The following is a 25712-nucleotide window of genomic DNA, read 5'->3' as shown; positions in this document are numbered from 1 at the left end:
AACTCTGAATTGTAAGTGTCTATAAAGCAGGTGTATATAGTTATATTAATAATCTAATAGTGATTTTATGTGGTTAATATTTATGGAATGTTATAAAAAAATATTAGATTAACTATAGTTGTGCTCTATGTTAGTGCTGTGTTCAAAAATCGGATATAGAGCGCTTCTCCCTTTAGCTCAAAGCTAAGCTCTCACTTCCATACCTGCTGTTTTAGTATTTAAATAAATTTTTAATAAACTAAAATTTAATGCCCATGAGTAATTCCGATTTAAAAAACTATCAGGATTTCAATGTTCCTATTACTGACCTTCTTGAAGGTGGTGATGCACACATTTTAACCGATGCAGCCAAACAGCTTGTTGAAGGTGATTTAGTGGCTTTAGCCTGGAGAAATATTACGCCTCGCACTGAGAAGTTAGGTGTAAGAGATTTACAGTCTATAGAAGAAGCCTTCGCTAGTCACAGCTTATATGGCACATCTAAGTCTCCTGTGGTAGGGGCGAGCTGCTGCTGTACCTGTACACCTGCTTGCTGCTGTACGGCTGCTGCGGTGATAAAGGCTGCTTAAGTAATTCTATCAACTTAGTAATGAGGGAGTATTAAAAGTGCTGTGAGAGAATTAGTGGCAGTGGCGCCTGATCATCGATAGGTTAACGCGCTGAGCTGCTGATTTAATATTCCCCATTGCTTTCTTACCTAAATCTACAATGGAACAGAAATATAAAATGTTGCCTTTTCAGGTTATTGAAATGGAAGATAGAATAGTGCTTAAACGCGGCCTCTCTTCTATGGCAATATCTGATAAAAATGCCTTGATAATCATCAAGGTTATTCAAAAGGCGCTACTTCAAGGACCTAAAACCATCACCGAACTAACACAATTATTTACCGGAGCAGTGCAGAACCTGATCCGTGATTTTGTCGAACACCTCATCACTAAAAAGTATTTAATACCAGAGTCTGATGGACAGGAGCATCTGCATAATGAAGAGTCTCCCCAAGATATTTTCTATTGGCACTTTAACCTGCATCAGGCAGATATTGCTAAGGTGCTTAATGAGCAGGTCTGGGCATTTATTGGTATTAATGAGCTGAATAAAAGGCTAATACAATCGCTTTTTGCTGAAGGGAAAGAGAGTTTCATAGTGGTGGATGATCCGTCATTAAGAAATGTAAAGTATTATGATGATCAGCATGAAATTATAGATGCCTTCTGGAAAGATGACAGAATTGAAAAAGTATCGGAAGAAGAATTTATCCGCGAACCGAACGACATAGGATTTATGGTGGCTGCTTCTGAGTTTGGCAGCTTCTATCTTTTAGAGTCATGGAATGCCTATGCGGTGAAAAATGCCATTCCATTCTACCCACTACTATTACAAAATATGGTGGGCTATGCAGGTCCTTTAGTAATTCGAGATGAAGGCGCGTGCCTGGAATGTGTAAAGCTGAGACAAAATTCGGCCTCTCATAATTTTGCGGAAAAGAGACTCACAGAAAAGTTTGCCTCTCAAGGTCAGCATGTTGTGGCTTATCATCAGTCTATGGTAAACATACTGGCAGAAGTAGGAGCTTTTGATCTGGTCAGGTTCAAATCAAATATTCAGTGGGATCTGAGCACCATGTGCGAGGTAGATTTGCTGAGTAGCACCATGACTAAAAGAAAGCTGATGAAGGCTCCGCGCTGCCCAGTTTGTAGTGCTCTGGATAGCCAACCTCTGGTAAACATTCATAAGCAGCTTACCTCTGAAGAATCCTGGCAAGAGATAGAACAAACCGTTGGCTATGATGAGTGATCTATTAACACCTATCAGGCGGCTTACTGATACTTTGCCTTACCTTCTCGATCCTAAAGTGGGCATCATTACCGGGCTTAGTGAGCATCCTCTTGAGATTGATTCGCCAAGTTTTTTTAGGTTTAATGGCTCTGCGGCCAATACTGAAGCTTTTGGCGAATACCGCAATTTTGCCATCGGTGGCGGTGCCGCTACCAGCCGGGAGCTCGCTCTGGCAAAAACCGTTGGAGAATGCGTGGAACGATATTGCGCAGCTATTTATGATAAGCAACAATTTCCTTTGTTCACATACAATGAGGCGCCATTCAAATGTGTGCATCCAAAAGACTTTGCCCTGTACAGTGCCGAGCAATATATTCACCCTGAGTTCGATTTTGATGAGTTCACCACAGACTCGCCGGTAAGGTGGATAGAGGCCCTTAACATGGATAGCCAAGAGCCGATGTGGATTCCTGCATCAATGGTATTTGTTCCCTACTTTTTCTATCAAAATGGTGATGAAACTCCTATCATTCAACCCATATCTTCAGGTCTTTCTTGTCATTGTTCTTTTGAGGAGGCAGTGATTGGTGGCATTTGTGAAGTGATAGAAAGAGATGATTTTATGATTACCTGGCAGGCACAGCTTTCCAGAACTAAAATAACAAAGTCGTCTTTGAGTAAGAGTAATCAGGATTTAGTCGCTCGCTTTGAGAAAGTAGGGTATGAGATTCACCTGATGGATATTTCTAATGAAACAGGTATTCCTGGTATTCTTGCCGTGGCTGTTGGCTCTAAAACGGATTTTGTGCCCCTGGTAGTGGCAGCATCAGTAGCGCTATCACCAGAAGAGGCCGTAAGAAAGGCTCTGGAAGAGCTGGCACACACTGAGCGATATGCTTATCAGATTAAGTATGAACTACCGCGGTTACAGGCTCACCCTGAGTATGATAACGTGCTGGGGCAAGTGCATCATGTTAATTTCTGGATGAACCCCGCAGTAAGGAAGCATGCTGAATTTCTCTATAGTTCCGATCAATATATTGATTTCGGTGAGCTGAAAGATTTTTCAAAAAGTAATCCTTTAGAAGAGATGAAAGAGGTGGTCTCTGTAATCAATGCTTCTGGTTATGAGGTGCTTATTACGGACATTACCACTTCAGATATTCAAAGCCTTGGTATGAAAGTGGTCAGGGCCGTAATTCCCGGGTATCATCCTTTATTCATGGGATATCATAAGCGTGCTTTAGGCGGAGAAAGATTATGGACTGTGCCTCAGAAACTCGGGTTTAAAGGTATCACCAAAGAAGAAGGCGACTATCCTTTTCCTCATCCTTTTCCTTAAAATACAAACTAATCACCATGCTGAATTCACTATGGAAAGAGGCAGAATTAAGCTCCGAGTCTGCCACCCCGTGTTGGGAAATTTTTCATGAGAGCTCTAAAACGGGCCATTATGACGGAGCACTTACTAACAATCAGGTAGTGGAGGAAATGAGCAATCTGTATGATGTGTTTCCTTACAAGCAGTTTCCTTCAATAAAGTTACCAGATACTTTCGCCCCTGTTCGTCGCACTTTTTTAGAAGCAGTGCAAAACAGGGTGACTCCGATGCAAATTTCTGCTGAAAAGCTCTCTTTAGAGCAGCTAAAAACCATACTCTATTGTGGTTATGGCGTTACCAGAGATAATGCAGACAATGAATATATAAAAAGGCCTTTTAGAACAGTGCCCTCCGGAGGAGCTCTGTATCCTTTGGAGCTATACTTTTATGTGCACGATACCGTGGAGGGGCTCGAACCTGGTGTCTATCATTATGCGCCCACTGAAAATGCCGTGCAGCTGATTAAACCTGGCATTCATGATGAGCAGATAGCTGAAGCACTGGTGAGCTTTCAGACCCATCTGGCCTATGACACCTCATTGCTCATATTCATTACGGCTGTTTTCAATAGATCTGTTTTCAAGTACAAAGAAAAAGGCTATCGTTTTGCCTTGCTGGAGGCAGGCCATGTGGCTCAGAACATAAATCTGGCGGCTACGGCTTTGGATCTGGGTGTAATCAATATTGGCGGCTTCCATGATAGACTGGTAGATCGATTCATGGAGATTGACGGTTTAAATCACGCAACTATTTATATGAATGGAATTTGTAAAAGAAATTAAAGAAACAGCTGCTCCGCTGATTATAAGGAGTGATAAATCATACCGTTTTGAAGTATTCAATTTTATCTCCTGGAGCATGCTCGCTCAGCAACTGGAGGTGGAAGATTTGGCATCTTGCTGTGTGTTTTCTGACCTGTCTCTGGGTACCTGGCGTGGTCATTGGGTAGTGCGTGAGCTCAGCCGACAGCTTAATCTGGACATTCCGCTCTCTGTGCAGCCACAGGTAGGGTTTAAAGATCAGGGTGATGAATATACTGATGTTATTAATCAACTTATTGATAATGAGAGTTCTGGAGATCAGAACTTCCTCTTTGCTTATAACAGCTGTAAGCAAATTATTCAGGAGTTGGTCAGGCATCAACTGCAGTGGGTGGTAATTATTCCCCCCGGTGCGGGCTACCATTGGGAGCAGGAGAATCTTTATTTTATAGAGTTATTGAATCAGGGACTGCGGGGTACTTCTTGTCAGTTAGCTATACTTAATTATCCTCATGTTAACTTTCCGGAGCATTGGAACATAACGGAGGCTTCTCAGGATGAAATTGTTGATTCTGACCCTTACTTCCCCATTCCTGGTTTAGTTCCTGAATCACTGGTTGCTGCATTTTCGGCATTAATACCAGCTAATAGCCTGCTCCTAAATAATAAAGATGTAGTCATATCACCCACGGCAAGGATGGTAAGGCCCTTTAATATTTCTTATTACATTCATGTGCTGAAGCAGCATTCTAACCATGATTACCTCTTGCTATACTTTGAGTTAGCGGCGCCTAGTCTCATTCATGATGTAGAATTCTTTCAATGGCAGGCATCTAAGCGCTTTTCTGAAGGAGGTTATTCCATAGCATTACGTATTTTGGAGTCAGTAAGAAGAAGCATTGCAGACCCAATTATTCGAGCCTCAGTAGTATCCCAGATTCAGAACATTAGGATAGCACTTATGCATTTTGCTGATGCCGCTGCTGAGGAGGTGCCACAAGAAGGATTGCCCGCAGATTTTATGGCTTCTTTATGCCAGAGTAAAGCCTGGGGATTGGTAATGTCTAACCGGGCTAAAGAAGCTGAGCCGTATTTTGAAAAAGCAAGGAAGCTTATTTCGCAGGAAAATTTTCCGAGAATCTACCTCTACTTACTCAATATTTCAGCGCTGAATAAACTGAAAATTGGCGATACAGAAGCCGCCTTCGAATTTGAAAAAGAGATTGAAAAACGGCTTCTGAATCAGGATAAGATGGATTGGCATATTGGTTATATCAATGCCATCAATCAGGCCAGGCTGTACAAGAAGATCAAAGATTATAAGTCGGCCAGAAATTATTATTTAAAGGCTTTTCTTATAAACCATAGCCTGAAAAATGAAAGCGATCTTCTTTATTTTAACTTATGTTTTGCCCAGCTGGAATCTATGGAAGGGCACCATCAATTGGCGTTGCTCTATTGGCTGAGAACTTGCTTGCACTGGCTGAGTAATGAGGTGCCAGAGGCTCTGGCTCCGAGGGTAGCACAGGCTATATTGGGAAAAGGGCTCAGCTCGGAATCAGGAAAGGTAGAGGACATCTCAATGCGATTAAAAGAGTCTTTATCACAAGCCGTAGCGGAGTCTAAGATGAATTTGAAAGAAGTGTCGCATTCAGAAATTAGCTTCATGAGGATAGACACAAATGATGAAAGAGCTGAAATAGCTGTTGGTACTTCCGGTTTATGTGTGCTGGCATCTGCTTCCAATAATAAAAGTGTTTATAAGGCTAAGTCATATGATGAATTGAAAAATCTCACTTATCAAGTGCTTTGTGCCCTGTTGCCTAGTTTGCAAGATTATAACACCATTTACACTGATACACAGTATAGTAATGAACTGCCAGTGTCCACCCTTGAAGTAATTTCATCTTGTATAAGGCATAAAGTGAGCAAAGTGATTTTTAGTGACAAAAAATATGCTTTCGATAAAAAGGAACGACATGATTTCTTCATGTCATCAAAAGTAAAACTCTGTGGGGCTATTGACTTTATCAGTCGTCAAGGTGGGCAGATGTGTATTCATTTTAAGAGGTATAGAGCCCCGCTTTTGCTTAATACTGTAGAGAAGAGTATCCTTGAAAAGCTTCATAAGTATGATTCTGTGGCGGATGTTTATGAGGATTATAATCATGCAGATGACCTATTAATAACACTGAGAAATATGGAGGAAAAGCGCTTGATAAGTATTCTGTTATGATAGCTGAGAAAATTAGGCTGCCATTTCAGCTTGAATTGCAAAAAGGGGAGCGCATGTGCTGGGCAGCCGTTTCAGTGGCTATTGCAAAATATTACGGTCACCAGAGTATTCAGGATCAGATAGCTTTTGCCAGAAGTATCATGGGTGAGCATTATGATCAGTTCTGCGCTATGGATAAAGCCCTTATGACTTATGGGCATTTAAAACAAATCCTCACCACTCCATTATCCAAGGAGCAAATAGATCTGGAACTTCACCATAAGCAGCCCATTATAGCCTGTATGAAATATTTCGTGGGCTGGCATGTGGTGGTAATCTATGGAATAGAAAATGATCATTTACTTATAGCTGACCCACTACACGGCTATTCTAAATGGCGGCTGTCTACTTTCACCACAAGCTATCAGGAATATTACAGTTGGAGCCATAGTTATAAGACTTGTAGTAAGGGGGAGTATTGAGCTAAGTTTTTCGTGCAGTATACCATAATTTCGTAATTTGGGAGTTATTAATTATGGTAGTAAATCTATTTCATGAACTGGGAAGAATTTAAACTTAAGTCAGAGCAAAAATTTAATAAATTGAAGCTTGAAAGTGTTTGGGGATTTCAGATTCAGGCAGGCACCAGATGGAACCCTGGTTTGCAGAAATACCAAATAGATGAGCTAGAAAAGCAATTTGGCTTTACATTTCCGCTAGATTACAGGCGGATGTTGGAGGTTATAAATGGTGTAGATAAAGAGCAAATTGCGATAAATCCCGAATATCATACAGAATATGAGTATCAAAGAAGAATTTACAGGTATCCTGAGGATTTTGAATTAACGGCGCATCTTAGAAATGAGATAGAGATGAATATGGAATTTGTTTTGGAAGCACTTCATTTGTCAGGGTTTGAGACTTCAGATGTGATGGGTAGTGTACCTCTTTATGAACACAGAGCATTAGTTGTTTTTGGTGATAAAAACCTGTCACCTGTAATCTCCATTCATCAAGGTGATGATGTCATTGTATATGGTAATTCTTTGATGGAATACTGGGGAAAAGAGTTGAGGATGTTTTAAAGTATTGGGCAATATGAAATATCTCAGACCGTGGAAGGATCTCTTCTCAAGATATACGATTCTCAGTCGGGTTTAATCTACCTTGAGAAGCATTGGTGTGATGCAAGATTCGTCATTTGATTTAAAGGGAGTAGTTATACTTTGTTCAGAAACTATCAGCGGCCGCATAGGACCAATACATGCTGAATACTGGGGACAAGGAGGCATTAATCCAGAGGTGAGACAAGACTCTTGTTTACTACAGCTCATAGGAAGAGATTATTTATTTCCAGGAGAAAGTTGCAAGGCTTATTTCAGATTTAAATTTTTGGACCACCCTCATTTCCAAATTACCGTGAATGAGAAAGACATAATACAATTATTCGAAGGAGGAAGAAAACTCGGTGGTTTTAAGGTTGAAGAAGTGTTGAACGATAAATTAAGGCAATAACGGATCATTAGGGATGCCAGAAAGAAACAAATGCAGCAGAAAGACTATAAATATGTGAAAGCGGATCTGGCCATCAGTCAGTATGTAGACAGCTTCTGGTATCTCAAGCCGTCAAGTCATAATGCTGCTGTTTCGATACCTAATGGTACGATTGATCTGATATTTACCAAATCTAAGGAAGGTGCTTTCTGGGTCGCATTGATGGGGGTTGAAACAAAATCTTCAAAAGTGCCTGATACAGTGAGTGATACCCATTTTGCTATTAGCTTTAAGCCATTGGCCATGGAATATATTTTAAACGTATCTGTGTCTGACATTTTAGATACAGGCAACATACTGCCTCCCGACTTTTGGCCAATTAAGGCTGCTGATTTGGATGACTTTGATGCTTTTTGTACGCTGGTAACTAAAACTATTCAGGAACGATTGCCTCGGGAGATTGACTCTCGCAAGCAAAAACTGTTTGATTTGATATTCGACAGTCAGGGAGAAATGAGTGTAAAAGAGCTCTCTGAGAAGGTTTTTTGGAGTGATAGACAAATTAACCGATATTTTAATCAGCAATTTGGACTTTCATTAAAGGCCTATTGTAACATCATCCGCTTTCGGGCATCGCTTAAGCATATTAGTGAAGGAAAGCTGTTTCCTGAGCAAAATTTCACTGATCAGAATCACTTCATTAAGAGTGTGAAAAAGTACGCTGGCGTTACTCCAAAGGCGCTCAGCAAAAACGAGGATAATCGCTTCTCTTATCTCACCATACTTCAAAATCAAAAACCTGATAACGTCTGATTTTTACTATTTTCCGCTACTCTAATCAGCCAGCTTTGCATCATTATTAATTTAAAAGATGCAGAGTTATGTTGGTAGATAATAAGCAAATAGCCATCGTTGGTGGTGGCCCGGGAGGACTAACCCTGGCGAGATTTTTACAACTTAAAGGAGTAGATGTAAAGGTGTATGAAAGAGATTTTAGTCGTGAAGCTCGCCTTCAGGGAGCAACGCTAGACCTACACGCTGGATCAGGGTTGTTGGCAGTGGAGAAGGCTGGCCTTATGGATCAGTTTAAAAAATTATACAGACCAGGGGCAGATAAAGGGCGAATTATAGATAAGCATGGAAATATTCTTTATGATGAACATAATAAACCAGAAAGAACAGATGAACAAGAGTGGAGGCCTGAAATAGACCGATCTGATCTTCGGGATCTTTTACTGGATTCGCTTTTGCCAGATACCGTTATCTGGGATAGTCACATAGTCTCGGCTGATAGAGTGGAAGAGGGTTGGCAGCTTGTTTTTAAAAATGGGTCTACGGTGTTTGCCGATATTATTATTGGAGCCGATGGCGGTAATTCTAAAATAAGACCGATAGTAACGGATGCCACTCCATACTATGCGAGCACAACCATATTTCAGGGTAATGTGGAAGAAGCTGAGGTTAGGGCTCCTGGTGTTTATGATATGCTAAAAGGAGGTAAAATATATGTTCATGCTGATGGAAAATACTTTCATATATCCTCTAAAGGTGATGGCAGTATTGATTTCTATATCAGTGCCAAAGTGCCTGAAAATTCGGTCAAAGAAAGTGGTGCTGACTTTTCTGATAGATCACAGTTTTTGAATTGGTGTCAGGAAAACTTCAATGGCTGGAGTAAGTTATGGTTTGAGCTATTTGAAAATACTACTCTTCCCTTGTTGGTAAGGCCTCAATATTGTATTCCGGTAGATCAATCATGGGAGGCTCAGCCTGATCTCACTTTGTTGGGAGATGCAGCCCACATTATGCCACCATCAGGGGAAGGGGTGAATCTGGCCATGCTGGATGCGCTGGAACTGTGCGAATGCCTAACCAATGAAGATTTCACAGATTTAAAAACGGCCATAGAAACATATGAGCATAGAATGAGAATCAGGGCTGCCGCGGAAGCTGTGGAGTCCATGGAAGGTGTAGAATGGATGCATGGGGCAGAAGCGCAGGATAAAATGTTAGCCTTTATTAGTTGAGAAGGCTTTTCGAAGGGTGAATCTATGAAAGCAATGTTGTAACTGATAAAGAGTTAATTATATTTATTATTAAATTGATAGACAACATGATGAGATGGCTCACACTCTTTAAAATCAACAATTCCCTGGCAGTCATTTTAATATTATTGGTGCTATCAGGCTGCAACTCTTCATCTAAGAAACCTAACGACATGAAAGAACAAGCTAATGACGATCAAACACCAAAAGTAACAGGTGTTGGCGGTGTATTTTTCTTCTCCGAGAATCCGGATCAGCTCAAAGATTGGTACCGTAAAAATTTGGGCATAGATACTAATGAATACGGGGCTACTTTCGAATCAAGAAAAATGGATAATCCTGAGGAGGTCAATTCCTTGCAGTGGAGCCCTTTTAAAAAGGGTAGTAAGTATTTTTCTCCCTCTGAAAAGGAATTTATGATCAACTATACCGTGCAAAACATTGAAGGCTTAGTCGCTCAGCTAAAGGAAAATGGCGTTACTGTACTGGATGATATTGAAAGTTATGACTATGGTAAGTTTGTGCATATCATGGATGAGGAAGGTAACAAAATTGAACTTTGGGAACCCGCCTCAGGGGAAAGTAATTAAAGTATATGTTAGTGATCGCTGTCAATATCGCTACTGAAAAGTGGAATGAAGTTATAGAATGGCTTCAGAATAATGGATGGCGGCTCACTTACAAATATGAGAATTTTGATGCTGGAATAGATTTTGACTTCATCAGGTTGGAAAAGAATAAAGAAAAAATCCTGATGGCCTGGGATAATTGGTTCGAAGGTGAGATTCAATGCTCTGAGAACCAGCTTAAAATGTTAGCAGAGCAACTATCTTATGATTTTAAGATAGGCGAACCGGAAAATTTAAAGCCATCAATTATTAAAATGTATGACCGTTAAGGAATAAGGCGGTTTTTGTGATAGGAGAAGTATTCAGTTCTTCATATCTGAAAAAAAACATTAGAGGCTGCATCATCAGATGCAGCCTCTAATGTATATTATCCTAATAATTCCATATCCTCTTCAGTAAGAGAGATATCAAAGGCTTTTAAGTTTTCTTCAAAGTGTATGAGCTGTGAGGTGCCTGGTATGGGTAGCATCAGATCATTGAGATGCAGTGTCCAGGCCAGGTTAATCTGTTGTACAGAAGCATTATATTTCTTTGCAACTTCCTCTATTTTGCTATTGTCGGCTGCAGAGGCATTCTGTAAAGACCAGAAGGGGACCATTACAATTTCTTGTTCCAGACAGATATCCATCACTTCCTGCATACCTCTTACCTTCATGCCGTGCATTTCGAAACTTGTTCTTTGGCCGTAGCCAAAAGCATTTTCTACACTGGCGATGTTGCCCATTTCTATGCCTTTGTTTAGCTCTTCCGGAGTCACATTGCTTAAACCGACATGCAAAATTTTCCCTTCTTGCTGCATCTTAAACATAGCCTCCAGAGAATCTTCAAAAGCAGTAGCTGAGCCAGGCATCATGCGTAGATGTACCAGTGAAACCTGATCAATTTTTAAGGTTCTTAGGTTATTTTCAATGCTGGTTCTCAGGTTTTCAGGTGTGTCATAAACCTTCCAGCTTTTATCATTACCTCTGGTGGCACCCACTTTTGTGCAGATCAGCAAATCATCACCGTAAGGATGTAGCGCTTCGGCTATGAGTCGGTTGGTCACATCCTGTCCGTAATAGTCTGCCGTATCAATAAACTGAATTCCTTTATCCACTGCCGTTTTTAAAATTTCCAGAGCTTCCGGGCGGTTCTTGGGTTCACCCCAAATCATATCTCCGGTGAGGCGCATGGTGCCATATCCAAATCGTTTTACTGTCCATGGATTTTTAGTGTTAGCACCGATAGTTATGTCTTTTTTAATGTTCATCATGTTTTAAATTTTACTGAAGCAAAGTTGAACTGTAGGAAATAAAAACCTGTTGCCATATGACAACTAAACCGTGTTAGACAATGTTTTTTCTTATTCTGCTTAATGATGATTTAGTAATGCCCAGATAAGAGGCTAGTAAGTTAAGCGGAATCTGGTTGAGCAAATGAGGAAAGCGCTGCATAAACTTCTCATATCGTTCTGTAGCTGTCTCTGCCATCATCGGGCTAATTCGGTTAATCTTATCATGAAGTCCCTGGTTGAGTATTTTTAGATAGATCTCACTCCAGCCTGCTATCTGTTCAGTGAAGAGATCAAAGGATTCTCTTGAGATTTTTATAAGGTCACAATCGGTGACGGTTTCTACATAAGAGGTAAGAGGCAGCTGATGCAAAAAGCTATGCCCATCACTGCTAAAGTGCTCTTCATCAATGAAATATTTGGTTACTTCATCACCTTTATCCGTAAAATAAAAGACCCGGGTAATCCCTCTTTCAAGGAAATAGATCTCCTGCAAAAATTCTGTGGCGCTGGCCAACCTGGTGCCTTTTGGGGCGCTTACCTCTTTGACCTCACGCTTTATCAACGATATGTCTTCAGGCGCTAATTCTCCGTAAGCTGATAAAAACTGAATCAATTTATCCATAGGTGAAGTTAAATATTTTGGAAATAAAGAAACTAAAACGGTCCGAATATTAGCCTTTAGTGTGGGAGGTACTATAGCTTGGAAATATGACTTGGCAAGAGGAAATGTGGACAGGCTGGTGTGCGTATCATCTACTCGCCTTCGTTATGAGAAATTGCGTCCGGCGGGCGAAGTGACACTTTACTATGGTCAGGCTGATCCCTTTAAGCCCACTGATCAATGGCTTAACGCTATGAAGTTAGAGAGTTTTTTCATGGCCGGCATGGGACATGAGCTATTTAAAGATGAGGGGGGTAGCTGGTCTGGTAGTGAATCAATTGATCCGCATTTCAATGTCATAACACTTAATAAAAATTCTATTTTCCAATTTGAATTATTCAGGAAGTATATAATTTTGTCCGCCTAATAAAACGGTTTACCCAGGGCAAAATGATTGATTCTATATCTTCGGAATTATTACAACTCAAGGCTTTTTTCAGATCTGTAGGTCCACTTTCTGATGATGTTTTCAGCGAAGTGAGCCAGTACGTTAAAAAGAAAATTTATGCAAAAGGCGATGCTATTCTTAGCGCCGGGCAGGTAGAAACAAGATCCAATTTTGTGATCAAAGGTGTGGTTATTCAGTGCGTTTTTGATGAGGAAGTGCCCATTACGCTCAATATTACACCGGCCGGACTCGCCTTTAATAGTTTGAAAAGTTACCTGGAAAATACTCCATCTAAAGAAACACACGAGGCCATTACACCCGTCGAGGTGCTCTATATTTTAAAGTCGGATATGGAGATGCTGGTGCAAACACATCATGAGTTTTGTTATATCATGTTCAAGCTGCATGAGGCTATTTTGCTAGACCGTGAAAACCGCATGTTTCTTCTACAGCATAGGCAGCCTGGTAAAAGATTTTATCTGTTTATGCAAAATGTAGACAGAGCTAACTACATTCTGGCTGATACTCCTGATAAATACATTGCCAGCTACCTGAATATGACTCCTCAGCAATACAGCAAGGAGAAAAAGAAGTATTATAGGGAGTTAGATGATTGATTGTGAATTAGTTGCTTCCAGATAACTTTTATCACAGCAAAATATATTTGATTTGCGCCCTTAAATTTTAAAAGGAACATGTCACTTCGATTCATCTTTACGTTTACCTTCATTATTCAAGTATTACCGCAGCTTTTTGCGCAGTCAGACACTGTTTATATGAATGACGGCTATAAGTTCGTGGAATCAAAAATAAATGCCACTTACTATATCACTGCACCGGTGCAGGAAGGAGAATTGTGGAGGGTAAAAACCTATTATGTCAGTGGTCAGCTCAAAACTGACGGGACCTCTAGTTCTGAAGGGGTGATAATTTATCACGGAAAGGTGAGGCGATATTATGAGAATGGCAAACTACAGGAAATCTCTGAATACATAAACGGATTACTAACCCAGTCTACCTGGTATAGCGAGGCCGGCACCAAGCTTGGTAATGGTAACTATAGAGGTATAAAGCCATATGATGGTACATTTCTTCAGATTAATGAAAATGAACATGTAGTCGTTAATTTCAATAAGGGTGAGATGAAAAATGGTGTAAAATATCTTACGGCGCCTAACAAGGGAGCTAAAGAGGTATTTACCGCCATTGCCCATTCTGATTCTCAGGTTCCTTGGTATAAGGTGCACAATTATAATACGAGCGGAAAATTGATAGCGGAAGGCATTTATCATGGCAATATTCCCTGGGAGGGTACTTTTCCTAAATTCAGATATCAGCCTTATGGTATCTATATGAAAGATTATTATCAAAAAGGCCAGCATAAGTCACGCCGGACGTATGATGCTAATGGTAAATTGAGGCAGAAAGAACTGTATAAGGATGGCCGGCTAAACATGATTATAAGCTATTCTTCGGCAGGTAGCGCCGTCGATACTTTGATTTATGATATGGGAATGCCGTTCCAAGGCGTTAAAACAAGCCTGTCTTACCTTACTCCTTACGTAGAAAGCAAGTATAGTATAAAACAAGGCATAAAGCATGACGCATATTCAGAATATTATCACAATGGCAAGCTGAAAGAAAGAGGCCATATGGAAAATGGCAGAAAGGAAGGACAGGTAGAATTCTATGATCCTGAAGGAGAGCCACTATCGGAGGGATTATATAAGGAAGGAGAGTTGCATGAAGGTAACTTTATTATAGACGTAAGCTCAGCTCTGGATGATAATTCAGCACCTTACATTCATAGAATGGAGAAATATCATGAGGGTGAAAAAATTATGGAACTTGTTAAATATCCTAATGGCAATAGCTATATCGATAATCTTGGTATTGAGACTACAACTTATTTCAATGCGGAAGGAGATACTGTGGGAACCTTAAGTTACCAAGGGTATTTTAGGGCACAGGATGGTGTTCGGTTAATGTATCATAATAGTGGTGTGGTTTCTGAGCGAATAACATACGAAAATGCTCATGATGTGCAGCATGAAAAGTTTAATGAAAGTGGAATATTGATCGAAACGACCACAAAAGCTGAAAATGGAGATCGATTAAGTACTACTCAATATTACAGCAATGGTGCACTCAAGAGTCAAGCAATTTATGAAAATGGTTATGATAAGGCCAATGTTACCTACTATGATATTAATGGTGATGAGATAGCTCATTTTTTCCAAGGTCTGGGTGCAAATGATGGCGTAGAGGTGCTTTTTGTAGGAGATAGAATATATAGAATGGTTTATTATAAGGGTGGCAGTAAGGAGAGGCAAAAAGAGTTTGGCCTCAACGGAGCCATTTTGTACGACAAGCCAGATAACGGTAAAGCATCTTTTTATAATTATTGGGGCCAACTTATTGGTGAAGGTGTCTTTAAAAACGGTCAGGCTTTTGAAGGCGACTTTTATGCTTATAACAAAGGTGAAATATATGGATTTGCTCAATACCATGAAGGCAAGCGGCATGGATTAGCCACTGAGTTGGAGCGTAAATCCAAAGAGATTGACCTAATTCCTGTATCTGAAAGTCATTATCAGGCAGACAAGCTGCATGGATTATATCAAAAGTATTATTTAGGGGTGTTAATACAGCAGGTAAACTATTCTGATGGTCTCAAAGATGGTGAAGCTACATTCTATGATAAAGATGGAATTTTACGCTCTAAGGGTGTCTATGAAAAGGACCTGGAGTTCAATGGCACTTTTTACTATTACAATAATATGGGGCACATATTATCTAAGAAAACATATGCCAATGGAAGCCTTACTTCTGAAGTGAAATACGGTTTTAATGGACAGGAAATAAAGGAATAACTACAGTCAGCAGGATAGTTTTGAAGTTGCCTCCGTTATTGTCTGGAGGTAACTTTTTTGCATTATAAAGTTCGTTGTTTTGCCAGCAAAATGAAGCTTTTACAAAAACGATGAAACAAACTATTCTATTTTTTACCCTTATTATTAGTGTCTTTTCAGCCTCTGGTCAAGTGTCTGAAAACAATCCTTTTCTTATCCAGCCACCAAGGCCTAACCCTATGCAGCTAGCGGCCGGTAAGCAAGCGGAAGCAAATATTACGGCTGAACAAACTGAGCTGCATCAGCTAGACAGTTTGATCATGTATGGTTTTGATCAGCCTAGCGGCAAGTGGGCTATTCCATTGGCCAGACAAAGATTTGAATACACTGAGGATCATCAGATTCTCTCCATGGAGCTTTGGAATTGGGATGACAATAAAAAAGAGGAATATCCAGTAAATAGAACAGAGTATGAGTATTATGAAGACGGGAAATTATCTGATATCATCTATTCGGTACCAGGTTCTGAGGCAGGAGAATGGATTGCAGCCCAACAAGAGGGTTATTCATACCAGGAAGATGGTAACATAAAAGAATCTATGCGTATGGCTTATGATTTTTCTACAGGCTGGATGCTGGCAGATAGAACCTATTACTATTATGAAAACGGTCATCTGGGAAGCACAGTTATGCATATACCTGGTACAGAACCCGGTACATTGGTGCCGTTTGTGGCTTATCAATATGATTATAAAGGTGAGTATCTGGATATGGTCAGAGTCTTTAGATATGAGGGAGAAACCACCATTGCCATCTTAAGTAAATCTTATGAATATGACTACTTTCATAAATTATACATGGTGAGAGAGCATATTTTTGATGAAATTTCTAATGATTGGCTTCCCTATCAGGTCAAAGGTTATTCCTATGACGATGATGACTACTTTGATAGTTATTCCTTCGTACAATATAGCGAAGGTAAAGTATATGAAATGTTTAGATCACGATACCATTTCGATAAGGAAGTATCTGGGGATCAGCTAATTATTCCGGACTTCGATGACAGTGAAATCAGGGCCTTCCATCATTTGGTATTGGATAAGGATGTGTACAAATTGGATATGAATTCTAATGAAGAAATAAAAAACTCAGAGGTTCAATACTACTACACCAACCTTACAACGGGTGAACCCACTGATCCTGTAGAGCCAAAGCCGGTGGTTGGTATTTCAGATCTGGCAGATTCAATTGAGGTATTTCCTAACCCCACCACAGACTATCTTCATTTTAACTTTCCATCTGCTCAGGAGGCGTCCTTAAGATTATTCGATAGTCAGGGAAATCAAGTACTGATGCAGAAGATAGAAAATGAAAAAGTTGATCTGACGCAGTTGTGTCCGGGTATTTATTTCTACCACGTTTATTGTGGTAATGAAGACTTACAAGGAAAGCTGATAAAGCAATAAAGTTGATTTTTGAAAAAAGTGAAAAGGAGGTGATATCACTATTATGATATACCTCCTTTTTCTTTAAAATGCTTTTATGACCTATTTGGAATAAGGGCCATAAACGGCATCTCTAAATTTTTTGTGCACTTCTCCCTGAAAGGGGAATATTTGTACGAATAACACTGCAGTTAGTTTGTTCTCAGGGTCTACCCAAAAGAGCGTGCTGGCGGCGCCATCCCAGAAAAACTCGCCCACCGCACCGTTATTTTCTTCAGCACTTTGTGGTTCTGCCGTTCTCACAGCGAAGTCAATCCCGAATCCTACTTGCCCTTTGCCTGGAAGCCACAGACTATCCTGCACGGCTGGCAGATGATTGGTGGCCATCAGTTTCACTGTTTCAGGTTTTAGTATGGTAGATCCTTTAAAAGAACCTTCGTTTACCAGCATTTGAGCAAACTTCATATAATCATCTATAGTTGAGGTTAGTCCCCAGCCACCAGGAGTCATTGGCCATTTTTCATAATTGATATTATGCACGTTTTCATCAGGAACTCTGTCTAAACTACCATCACTTCTATTATAAATGGCCGCCACCCTTTCTCTATCCATGTTAGGAACAAAATAGCGGGTTTCGCTCATACCTAGCGGATCTAAAACCACCTCTTTCATATACTGAGCGAAAGGCTTACCAGTAATTTCCTCAACCAGATAAGCTTGTACATCCACAGAAATGCCATATTCCCAGCGCTCTCCCGGCTGATATCCGAGTGGAATCTGACTCAGCTTGCTAGTCATGTCTTCCAGTGAATTATTCACATTTAATAGATCGGCCTGTTGATAGGTTTTGTCAAGGCCAAAATCAGCTCTCGTAGAAAAGCCAGCGGTATGTCTGGTGATGTCAGCAATGGTGATCGGTCTTTTTAATGGCTCCATCACCCTTTTGCCAGATTCATCAATTTTAGAGATCACCTTCATATCCCCGAATTCAGGAAGGTAATTGGCTAAAGTATCATCCAATTTAAATTTACCTTCTTCATAAAGCGTCATGAGAGCGGTGCCTGTAATAGGCTTAGTCATAGAATAGATAGTGGCAATAGTATTTCTTCCCATCGGCGTTTCAGCCTCGCGGTCTGCATAGCCTACAGCGTTAAAATACACTTCCTTGCCATCTTCATAAATGAGTGCCGAAGCACCAGCCACTATGCTGTCATTAATGAATGATTGCAGCACCGCATCCAATCGTTCTTTGGCGGCCTCATCTATCACCACGGCTTCTGCTGTGGTATTCTCTTCAGCTGCATCTTCTTGTTTTTCCTTAGGACTTTGGCAGGCTGCAAATATGGTTAAGAGCCCTGCCAGGGTTAAGAGTTTTTTCATTGGTAGTAGGTTAATTATTCCACAAGCTATGTATATGTTGGTTTTAATGCAAGGTGTTCTAAATATAGATACATGGAGAAAGTCATGTAAGTTTTGTTGTTCAATAAATAAGATCGAAAATTTTAATAAAACATTTTCATATTTACATAGTTATAAATATGAAAATTCCTTTTAATTAAATTGTTTATATTATAATTATATTTAATATTTATTACTATAAGGTTATGTAATTTTTATAAATGCAATAAATGGTCATTATATAATTAGTGTAATATTTGATGCTTTTTTTGATTTTTTTGTAGTTCATCCTTCCTCACCTTAGTATCCTGATAATGAAAAAGCCCGACAGCATCATTATCATTAATTGTACTAATCACCTAAACCTACATTCAATGAAAAAGCATTTACTGTTTTTACTAATGCTTGTATTTAGCATGTCTTATATGCTAAAAGCTCAAGATCACGAGGGTGTTCCTCTGAAGAAAGGACAGCTTCAAGAAGTCAAACAAAGGTCAGTTGTTTCAGATTATCAACCAATTGAAGTCTTACTAACTTTAAGTTCTAAGGAGGATTTGGAAGAATGGACTATCACTAACTTCCGTACCGATGACCTGTTAATCTCCACTGGTTTTTATCAAAATAATATGAGCTATGAGTTAATAAGTCCAGTTATCAAGTTGCCATCCTTAGAAAGTAGAGAAAGAGTCAATCTTTATTTAGAGGAAAGCTTTGCTCTTGAAAGTGGCTATGATGAAAGAGTAATAAAGGTATCTGAAGATGGGGGTAAAAGCTGGAAATCACTATCTAGAGCCAGTGGGGCCAGTAAACTTAATACTTCTATTATCAATTTAACTCAATATGAAGGCAAAAATATACTTATAGCTTTCGAGTTAAAAACTGATGGATCCAACACTTATGATGGTTGGAACATTCAGAAAATAGAGTTAAAGAAAGATAAGCTTAATTCGCAGGTAATTAAGAAAAACTCTGATAAAAGACAAATGGGAGTCTTAGATGGTAATTTATTGAGCTTGGATGCCCAAAAATTCCCTCGTTTTATCTTTGCTAATTTAACGGTTGAAGAAGATGGTGCACCTGTTGGAGGTTTGAACAAATCTCATTTTTCAGTTACGGAAACTGTGTTAGATAGCACACCTAATCCAGTGGCTGTCGTGAAAGACTCAACATTTAAAGTCTTTGCTCCAGATGGCGTTGAGGTCCAAAGACCGGTTGATATAGTTTTCTTAATGGATAACAGTGGTAGTATGAGTTCTTTTCAAGCTCAGGTGGCTGTCAATGTTGAAAGCTTTGTGACAAGATTAGATTCTTTGGGATTTGATTATAGATTAGGCCTATGTCGATTTGGTCAGGGTGGAACCACTCAGGGAGCTCCTATTTTTCATAATAATGCAGGGTGGTATTCTGATGATTCTGCCTTTGTAGCTATGTGGAATGCGGTAAACACTGATGATGGTGGTATTGAACCGTCATGGGATGCTCTATATTATTCTGCCCAAGAATATTCTTTTAGAAATGGTGCACAAAAGATATTTATTTTAATTGTAAATGAGACTATAACTACTAATGCCACGAACTACAACTATAGTGATATTACTGATCAGCAGCTAGTTATAGATCGCCTGAATAATGTTGGGATTCAAAACTATTCTATAGTGCCAACCAGCCAGGAGTTTGTCGATGACTTTGGTACTATAGCTGATGCTACGGGTGGTCGATCATACGACCTAACTCAGAATTTTAATAGCATACTGGATGATATAGGTACTCAAATTGGTAATACGTACACTATCAGGTATACCCCTACAAGTCCTTACTTTGATGGATTGAAGAGAGAAGTGGATATTACAGTTGACTATAATTCATCCACTTTACTTCTAGAGGGTGAATATACTCCAGGAAAGGCTCCTGTTATAATAAGGACAGATGCTACCCTGGATATTCACAAAGCGGCTCAGCCATCCGAAAACCCAATTGTGATTGAAGTGAATATAAAAGATGAAATAGCTCCTTTTACATCAAGCTCTACATTATACTATAGAGTTTTAGGTGCTAGTGCTTACACTGAATTAAATATGTCCCAAGTTAGTTCAGGTACTGGTTATTCTGTGTGGCAGGCAACCATTCCTGGACCACAAGTTCTGGATCCAGGTATAGAATATTATATAAGAGCTACTGATACAGAGGCCACGACTACGGCGCCGGAATTTATTGAGGGTTACGGTTATCCTTGGTCATTTGCGGTCTTGCCAAATCTTCCGCCTCAAATAGAAAATAGAACTACTGTATCTAGTGTTAAGTCAGGAGACCCTGTACATTTTGAAGTCGAGGCATCAGATAATACTAATAGTCTGTCTAATGTATGGATTTATTTAAAAACAGATAATGATATTAATTATCAGTTCTTTAGTATGCAGTCTATCGGCAACGATCTTTTCACTTACGATATCACTGCTACCACAGGAATTACTGAATACTTCTTTATTGCTGAGGATAATTTTGGTGTGAGAAGTTTTGCAGGAACGGAAATTCAACCTTTTGTAGTTGCTACAGATATACCATGGGATGTATATACCGGGTCTACCAAAAGACATACTATTAATGTTGCTGGTTTTGATCCAACTACGTTTACTCCGTGGAGTATTGATGCTACTTTGGGAGGCGAAGTTTTACTGCCAGGAGACTATATAGGAGCCTTCTATACTACTACTGAGTGTGATGCACAAGGTAATTGTGAAACCGTGGAAAAATGTGGTGGTTTTTATCTATGGAATGGTCAACCTTTCTTCGGCTCATTCCCGGTATATGGAAATGATGCTACTGCGCCAGCAAAGAATGGGTTTGCTGATGGAGATAGCTTTATATTCAAAATTTTCAGTAAGCAAAATAAAAAGGTTTATGATGCTACTCATGTTTTTAAGACATCTTCTTTAAATACCACTTTTATTAATGGCGGAGTGACTGATTTAAAGAGCTTAAAAAGCTATTATCAACATTCTACTTATCCAAAAAAATATCTGAACCTTTGGTCATCGAACCTTACTCCTGTTGAGACCTCTTTCGATGATATAATGGCGGGCTACTCTACTATCGTAAGAGAGGTATTTGATGATGATGGTAACAGGTGGGCTCCAGGTGATCCATCAAATACACTCAACACATACGTGCCAGGATATGGCTATGAGGTATATATGTACAATAGTGGTGAAACCTTAAATATTGAAGGTAGTAAAATTAAGCTTAATCAGCTTCAGGTAAATCTTAAAGGACAGCAACAAAAAACTTTGATAGGTTGTCCTTATCAATCACCTGAAAATGTTGAGGCAGTATTTTCGGCCTATGTTTCAGATGTATATGCTGTTGATAAATATGTTAATGATGGCACAGGATTTATTTCCATTGAAACTTATTCTCCAATGTTTAATATTAATAATTGGGTGGATAAAAATATGGTACCTGGAGAAGGATATTATGTATTCTCGTTAGCGCCTAATTCTTCGTTTAGTTTCCCTGCTGCTACCGGAGTATACACTTCTTCAAGAACCGCTCAGGTTAACCAGTCTATTCCACAGAAGGTAAGATCTACTGATGCTTATATGCACGTAATGTTGCCTTCAGAGTCATTAGCACTTGATGTTAAAGAGGGTGATGTAGTTATGGCTTATGATAAAGCTGGACATAAGATAGGTGAAGCTATGGTATCTGCCAGTGGAGTATCAATGGTTTTAGATGGTTTAAGCTTGTCAGATGGCGCAGAATTTGACCTTTGGTTGAAATCTCAAGGGAGAGAACTCAAGGGAATGGAAGTGGCCTGGAAGGTAGGTGATGGAAACTATCATAATCTTAAAATGGCAGTAGCAACTTCTTCTGAAATTGTTGACATGGTGAATGGCATAAGCGTATTTCCTAACCCTGCCTCAAGCCAATTTACTTTGAAGTATAATTCTGAGAGTGAGGAGGATATTATAATCAACATCACTGATCTTCAAGGGAAAAATATGCAGAGGTTAGAGTTGAAAGGTCAAAAAGACACCTTGCTATCTCAAAAACTGAATGTAGATTTTCTTAAAGACGGAATATACCTTATTAGAGTTAATCAAGGAGAGAAATCCCAAATTACTAAAGTAATAATTGACTAAATCATAACGGGCACTCTGTTCATGGAGTGCCCTTTTTTATAAATCATTTTTATGCTAAAGAATTTTGCTTTTATTATAGCGCTATCACTTTTTGCTATTAGCACAGCTCAAGCGCAAATTTCTGCCTATAAACCCGACAGTTTAACATTGCTCAATTTTCATGAGCAAATGGTTGATGCTGGATGGCCAGGCTTTTGGAATACCTCAAAAAATGTAAGAGAGTGGACAGGAGTTTCATATGATTATAATTCAGGTAAAGTATATGGAATAACACTTTCAGGTGACTGGTACAATCCTCATTTCACAACAGATAGTCTTCCTGCTGCCATACAAGTTTTAAGCTCCATGGATTCATTGGTAAGTTTAGGTGTTTCCCATTTTAACCTAAAATATTTACCTGAAGAGATAACTGACCTAGAGGATCTGAAAAGTTTGAGTCTTGGTTATAATAGCATTGAAACTTTACCAGATTTTATTAATGAGTTAAAACAATTAGAGATATTATTACTTGGTAATAATGAATTTGCTGATCTTCCAGATCTCTCAGATTTGATCAATCTTAGGGTATTAAGTCTTAGCCAAAATATTCATTTAGAGCAATTTCCAGCATCTATATTAGAATTAGAATCATTAATTGATTTGCGTCTATCTTACAATTCCATTACGGAACTCCCTTCTTCAATCGATGAATTACAACAATTACAAAAGTTATATATACAGGCTAATGGACTAATTTCATTGCCTGAATCTGTAGGTAACTTATCAAATTTAGATCAATTGGTATTATCCAATAATCAACTTACAGCCTTGCCTTCATCTATCAATAATCTCACAAAGCTTGAGCGTTTAGATGTAAACAGAAATCAACTTTCTGCTCTTCCTGCGGATATGTCAAATTTAACCAATCTAATTCAGATAGATATTTCTGAAAATAAGCTTACCGAATTTCCGGAAAGTATCGTTGGGCTGCGGGGCCTTAGAAATATTACAGCGAATAAGAATCAAATGGTGGGAGAAATCCCTGAAGACGTTTTTAGAATAAACAGACTACGTTTAGATGTAAGTGATAATAATCTTTCCGGGGACCTGGCGGTAATAGATAATAATATCACCGAGCGTCTTTTAATTACTAATAATCGATACACCTTTCGAGATATTATAAATTTTTACGGACAGTTTAATCCCTCTTACATTGAGTTTCAACCACAACAATATATTGGCACCTATAGAACCTTAGAACCCGGTGCAGGAGAGAGTTTGGATGTTTTTATTGATAATTATATCCCTGCATCAGGAAACACTTATCAGTGGTATAGAGCTGATAATATTGCTCTGACAGGAGCAACGAAATATTCGACTGAAGACAGTATACATATCTCTAGTTATGATGCTTCTGCCCACGCTGGCATTTATTACTGCATTATTAAGAACCCTGCCTTACCTAATTTAAGCTTGAGGAGCCATGTAGTGAGGGTATTAGGAAATGATAATGCTCCAGAATTAACTTATCAAGACCTGATATTTAGGGAGGGTGAAAGAGCCTATCTCAATATTGCCGCAAAGGATGATTTCACTCCAGTCAATGACTTGGAATATCGTTTTCCCGAAGAAACTGAGCATTTTATACTAAAACCAGACACTTTATACAGTCGTAGTTATGCCAAATTTATTTTTCCTAAAACTGTAAACGGATACGGCTCAGATACTATTTCCGTGGAGGTAGAAGATGAAGGTGGTAATGTGGCCATAGCTGAAGTGACCATAACCATGATAAGTGCTGAAAACAAAGCACCCACAATCACTTTAGACACCATCTACACAAATATTTATCAAGATGTACAGTTGCCTTGTACCCCGGGAGATCAAGGATGTCCGGCTCTCTATCCTTTTACTAGCATGACCTACATGAAGCATTTCGTGCAAGATGACTATGACGATAATGATGATTTATCATATAGAATTTTGGAAGCAGACCCAAATACTGGGGCGGTGAATAGCAAAATAAATATGATGTTTAATACAAGGCCTGACGGCATAACATTGGATGCTTTCATGCTTACATTCACAGACACAGTTGCCGTCGTCACTTTAGAAGTGACTGATATAGAAGGAGGAAAGACTACAAAAGAAATTACCCTTATCGGAAAAACAAATCCTCCTAATAAGAGTCCAGAAATTACCGCTATACCTGATCAAATTATAGCTAGAGGAACTACAAAATTTCCAGTCCTTAATCTAAATGAATATGCCTCAGATGATTATGTTTCTTCGGATTTGTTCTGGTGGGAAAATACATCGGATCCATCTTTAAATATAGATAGAACTGATAGTATTGTGTTTGTAGAGCCGGCTTATTTAGATAGCAGCTATACAGCACAAATCACCTTCTACGTTTCAGAGAAAACAAACTATCACAGAAGGAGTAGTATAGATGTGACTTACATCATTAGCGATGGTTTATCTATTTCAGGTGTAGTTACGGATGAGAATAACCTGCCTTTAGAAGGTGTGGAACTGGTTGGGTTCGATGAGCCAATTTTTTCTTCCTCTAATGGGAGTTATGAAGCTTTTGTACTGGAAGGTTGGAGTGGGCAAGTCTACCCGGTAAAACAAGATTACATTTTCACTCCAGATACACTTAGTTATGAAAATGTGCAGGGGGATCAAAGCAATCAGAATTATTTCGGCCAATATGTTGGTAATTATACTATATCAGGAACGATAACCACTCCAGAAGGTGGCTATCTGAATCATGTGCTGATTAATGGGGTTTCCAATGAAATATTTACCAACGAAGAAGGATATTATTCGCTTGATGTGCCTTATGACTTCAACGGAGTATTAACCCCCTCATTACAAGGGTATGATTTTGAGCCAATTAGCAAGAGTTATGATGGACTCACTCAAGATTTGAGTAACCAAAATTATACTGGTTTTAAGATTACTGGCGTGGAGAATACTAATGAAAATAAACTGCTTTCGGTCTTCCCAAATCCATCATCTTCTTACATAGTATTTGCGCTGAAAGCACTAAATTTTTCAAGTGGTTCCATTGAAATTTATAATGCACAAGGTAAAAGAGGCACTGACATAAAGCTTCAACAAAATGATGCCCGGTATGAGTGGAAGGAATATTCTAAAGCGGCTCCTGGAATTTATTTTGCTAAGCTAAAACTGGACGGAAAGCTGGTTGATACTGTGAAATTTATTATTGAATGATATGGCATTCATCACCATATCGCCTCATTAGTA

Annotated in this window: 21 protein-coding genes; 18 read left to right on the top strand and 3 right to left on the bottom strand. The window is 39.1% G+C overall.

Annotated elements, in window-relative coordinates; translation table 11 throughout:
* The first annotated feature begins 254 nt into the window (after positions 1-254).
* From LVD16_RS27380 to LVD16_RS27325, 12 genes are all read left to right on the top strand, one after another.
* Complete coding sequence (locus tag LVD16_RS27380) at positions 255-569, top strand: hypothetical protein (RefSeq protein WP_233771483.1); 315 nt, start codon at positions 255-257, stop codon at positions 567-569.
* A 139-nt stretch (positions 570-708) separates the two neighbouring features.
* Positions 709-1797 (top strand): hypothetical protein, encoded by a 1089-nt coding sequence (locus LVD16_RS27375; protein ID WP_233771482.1) that lies wholly within the window; start codon positions 709-711, stop codon positions 1795-1797.
* The gene (locus LVD16_RS27370; RefSeq protein WP_233771481.1) at positions 1787-3121 is read left to right on the top strand and encodes a YcaO-like family protein; all 1335 of its coding nucleotides are present in this window, start codon (positions 1787-1789) and stop codon (positions 3119-3121) included. Before LVD16_RS27375 ends, LVD16_RS27370 begins: the two co-directional genes overlap by 11 nt.
* 17 nt (positions 3122-3138) lie before the next feature.
* Positions 3139-3942, top strand: a complete 804-nt coding sequence (locus LVD16_RS27365; RefSeq protein ID WP_233771480.1) for a SagB family peptide dehydrogenase — start codon at positions 3139-3141, stop codon at positions 3940-3942.
* A complete protein-coding gene (locus tag LVD16_RS27360) occupies positions 3920-6157 on the top strand; it encodes a hypothetical protein (RefSeq protein ID WP_233771479.1) in 2238 nt (745 codons plus the stop codon). The genes LVD16_RS27365 and LVD16_RS27360 overlap by 23 nt, the downstream gene beginning before the upstream one ends.
* Positions 6154-6618, top strand: a complete 465-nt coding sequence (locus LVD16_RS27355; RefSeq protein ID WP_233771478.1) for a papain-like cysteine protease family protein — start codon at positions 6154-6156, stop codon at positions 6616-6618. Before LVD16_RS27360 ends, LVD16_RS27355 begins: the two co-directional genes overlap by 4 nt.
* 72 nt (positions 6619-6690) lie before the next feature.
* Complete coding sequence (locus LVD16_RS27350; RefSeq protein WP_233771477.1) at positions 6691-7221, top strand: SMI1/KNR4 family protein; 531 nt, start codon at positions 6691-6693, stop codon at positions 7219-7221.
* Between the two features lie 100 nt (positions 7222-7321).
* On the top strand, positions 7322-7651 hold the full coding sequence (locus LVD16_RS27345; RefSeq protein WP_233771476.1) for a hypothetical protein: 330 nt from the start codon (positions 7322-7324) through the stop codon (positions 7649-7651).
* Between the two features lie 30 nt (positions 7652-7681).
* Entirely contained in the window at positions 7682-8443 is a 762-nt protein-coding gene (locus tag LVD16_RS27340) for a helix-turn-helix domain-containing protein (RefSeq protein ID WP_233771475.1), read from the top strand.
* Between the two features lie 68 nt (positions 8444-8511).
* Positions 8512-9657, top strand: a complete 1146-nt coding sequence (locus LVD16_RS27335; RefSeq protein ID WP_233771474.1) for an FAD-dependent oxidoreductase — start codon at positions 8512-8514, stop codon at positions 9655-9657.
* Positions 9658-9743: 86 nt separating this feature from the next.
* On the top strand, positions 9744-10265 hold the full coding sequence (locus LVD16_RS27330; RefSeq protein WP_306309373.1) for a VOC family protein: 522 nt from the start codon (positions 9744-9746) through the stop codon (positions 10263-10265).
* Between the two features lie 11 nt (positions 10266-10276).
* Positions 10277-10573 carry a hypothetical protein gene (locus LVD16_RS27325; protein WP_233771473.1) on the top strand — a complete coding sequence of 99 codons (297 nt, stop codon included), beginning with the start codon at positions 10277-10279 and terminating at the stop codon, positions 10571-10573.
* A 98-nt stretch (positions 10574-10671) separates the two neighbouring features.
* Here LVD16_RS27325 and LVD16_RS27320 read toward each other — a convergent pair whose 3' ends face one another.
* Together LVD16_RS27320 and LVD16_RS27315 are read right to left on the bottom strand one after the other, a co-directional pair.
* Positions 10672-11556: an aldo/keto reductase gene (locus tag LVD16_RS27320; RefSeq protein ID WP_233771472.1), complete on the bottom strand. Its 885-nt coding sequence runs from the start codon at positions 11554-11556 to the stop codon at positions 10672-10674.
* Between the two features lie 73 nt (positions 11557-11629).
* The gene (locus LVD16_RS27315; protein WP_233771471.1) at positions 11630-12199 is read right to left on the bottom strand and encodes a Crp/Fnr family transcriptional regulator; all 570 of its coding nucleotides are present in this window, start codon (positions 12197-12199) and stop codon (positions 11630-11632) included.
* A gap of 61 nt (positions 12200-12260) precedes the next feature.
* On the opposite strand from LVD16_RS27315, the gene LVD16_RS27310 reads away from it, so the two are divergent.
* From LVD16_RS27310 to LVD16_RS27295, 4 genes are all read left to right on the top strand, one after another.
* On the top strand, positions 12261-12605 hold the full coding sequence (locus LVD16_RS27310) for a hypothetical protein (protein ID WP_233771470.1): 345 nt from the start codon (positions 12261-12263) through the stop codon (positions 12603-12605).
* A gap of 23 nt (positions 12606-12628) precedes the next feature.
* A complete protein-coding gene (locus LVD16_RS27305; protein ID WP_233771469.1) occupies positions 12629-13243 on the top strand; it encodes a Crp/Fnr family transcriptional regulator in 615 nt (204 codons plus the stop codon).
* Positions 13244-13321: 78 nt separating this feature from the next.
* On the top strand, positions 13322-15499 hold the full coding sequence (locus LVD16_RS27300) for a toxin-antitoxin system YwqK family antitoxin (RefSeq protein ID WP_233771468.1): 2178 nt from the start codon (positions 13322-13324) through the stop codon (positions 15497-15499).
* A 110-nt stretch (positions 15500-15609) separates the two neighbouring features.
* On the top strand, positions 15610-16944 hold the full coding sequence (locus LVD16_RS27295; RefSeq protein WP_233771467.1) for a T9SS type A sorting domain-containing protein: 1335 nt from the start codon (positions 15610-15612) through the stop codon (positions 16942-16944).
* 81 nt (positions 16945-17025) lie between these two features.
* Here the strand turns inward: LVD16_RS27295 and LVD16_RS27290 are convergent, their stop codons facing one another.
* A complete protein-coding gene (locus tag LVD16_RS27290; protein WP_233771466.1) occupies positions 17026-18303 on the bottom strand; it encodes a serine hydrolase domain-containing protein in 1278 nt (425 codons plus the stop codon).
* A gap of 392 nt (positions 18304-18695) precedes the next feature.
* Here LVD16_RS27290 and LVD16_RS27285 point away from each other — a divergent pair, with 392 nt between their 5' ends.
* Positions 18696-22460: a T9SS type A sorting domain-containing protein gene (locus LVD16_RS27285; RefSeq protein ID WP_233771465.1), complete on the top strand. Its 3765-nt coding sequence runs from the start codon at positions 18696-18698 to the stop codon at positions 22458-22460.
* Positions 22461-22511: 51 nt separating this feature from the next.
* The gene (locus LVD16_RS27280) at positions 22512-25679 is read left to right on the top strand and encodes a leucine-rich repeat domain-containing protein (RefSeq protein WP_233771464.1); all 3168 of its coding nucleotides are present in this window, start codon (positions 22512-22514) and stop codon (positions 25677-25679) included.
* The last annotated feature ends 33 nt before the right edge of the window (positions 25680-25712 follow it).

The organism is Fulvivirga ligni, from assembly GCF_021389935.1.
Classification (GTDB): domain Bacteria; phylum Bacteroidota; class Bacteroidia; order Cytophagales; family Cyclobacteriaceae; genus Fulvivirga; species Fulvivirga ligni.
The sequence above is the reverse complement of the archived record's forward strand: the minus strand, read 5'-3'. Positions and strand labels throughout refer to the sequence as shown.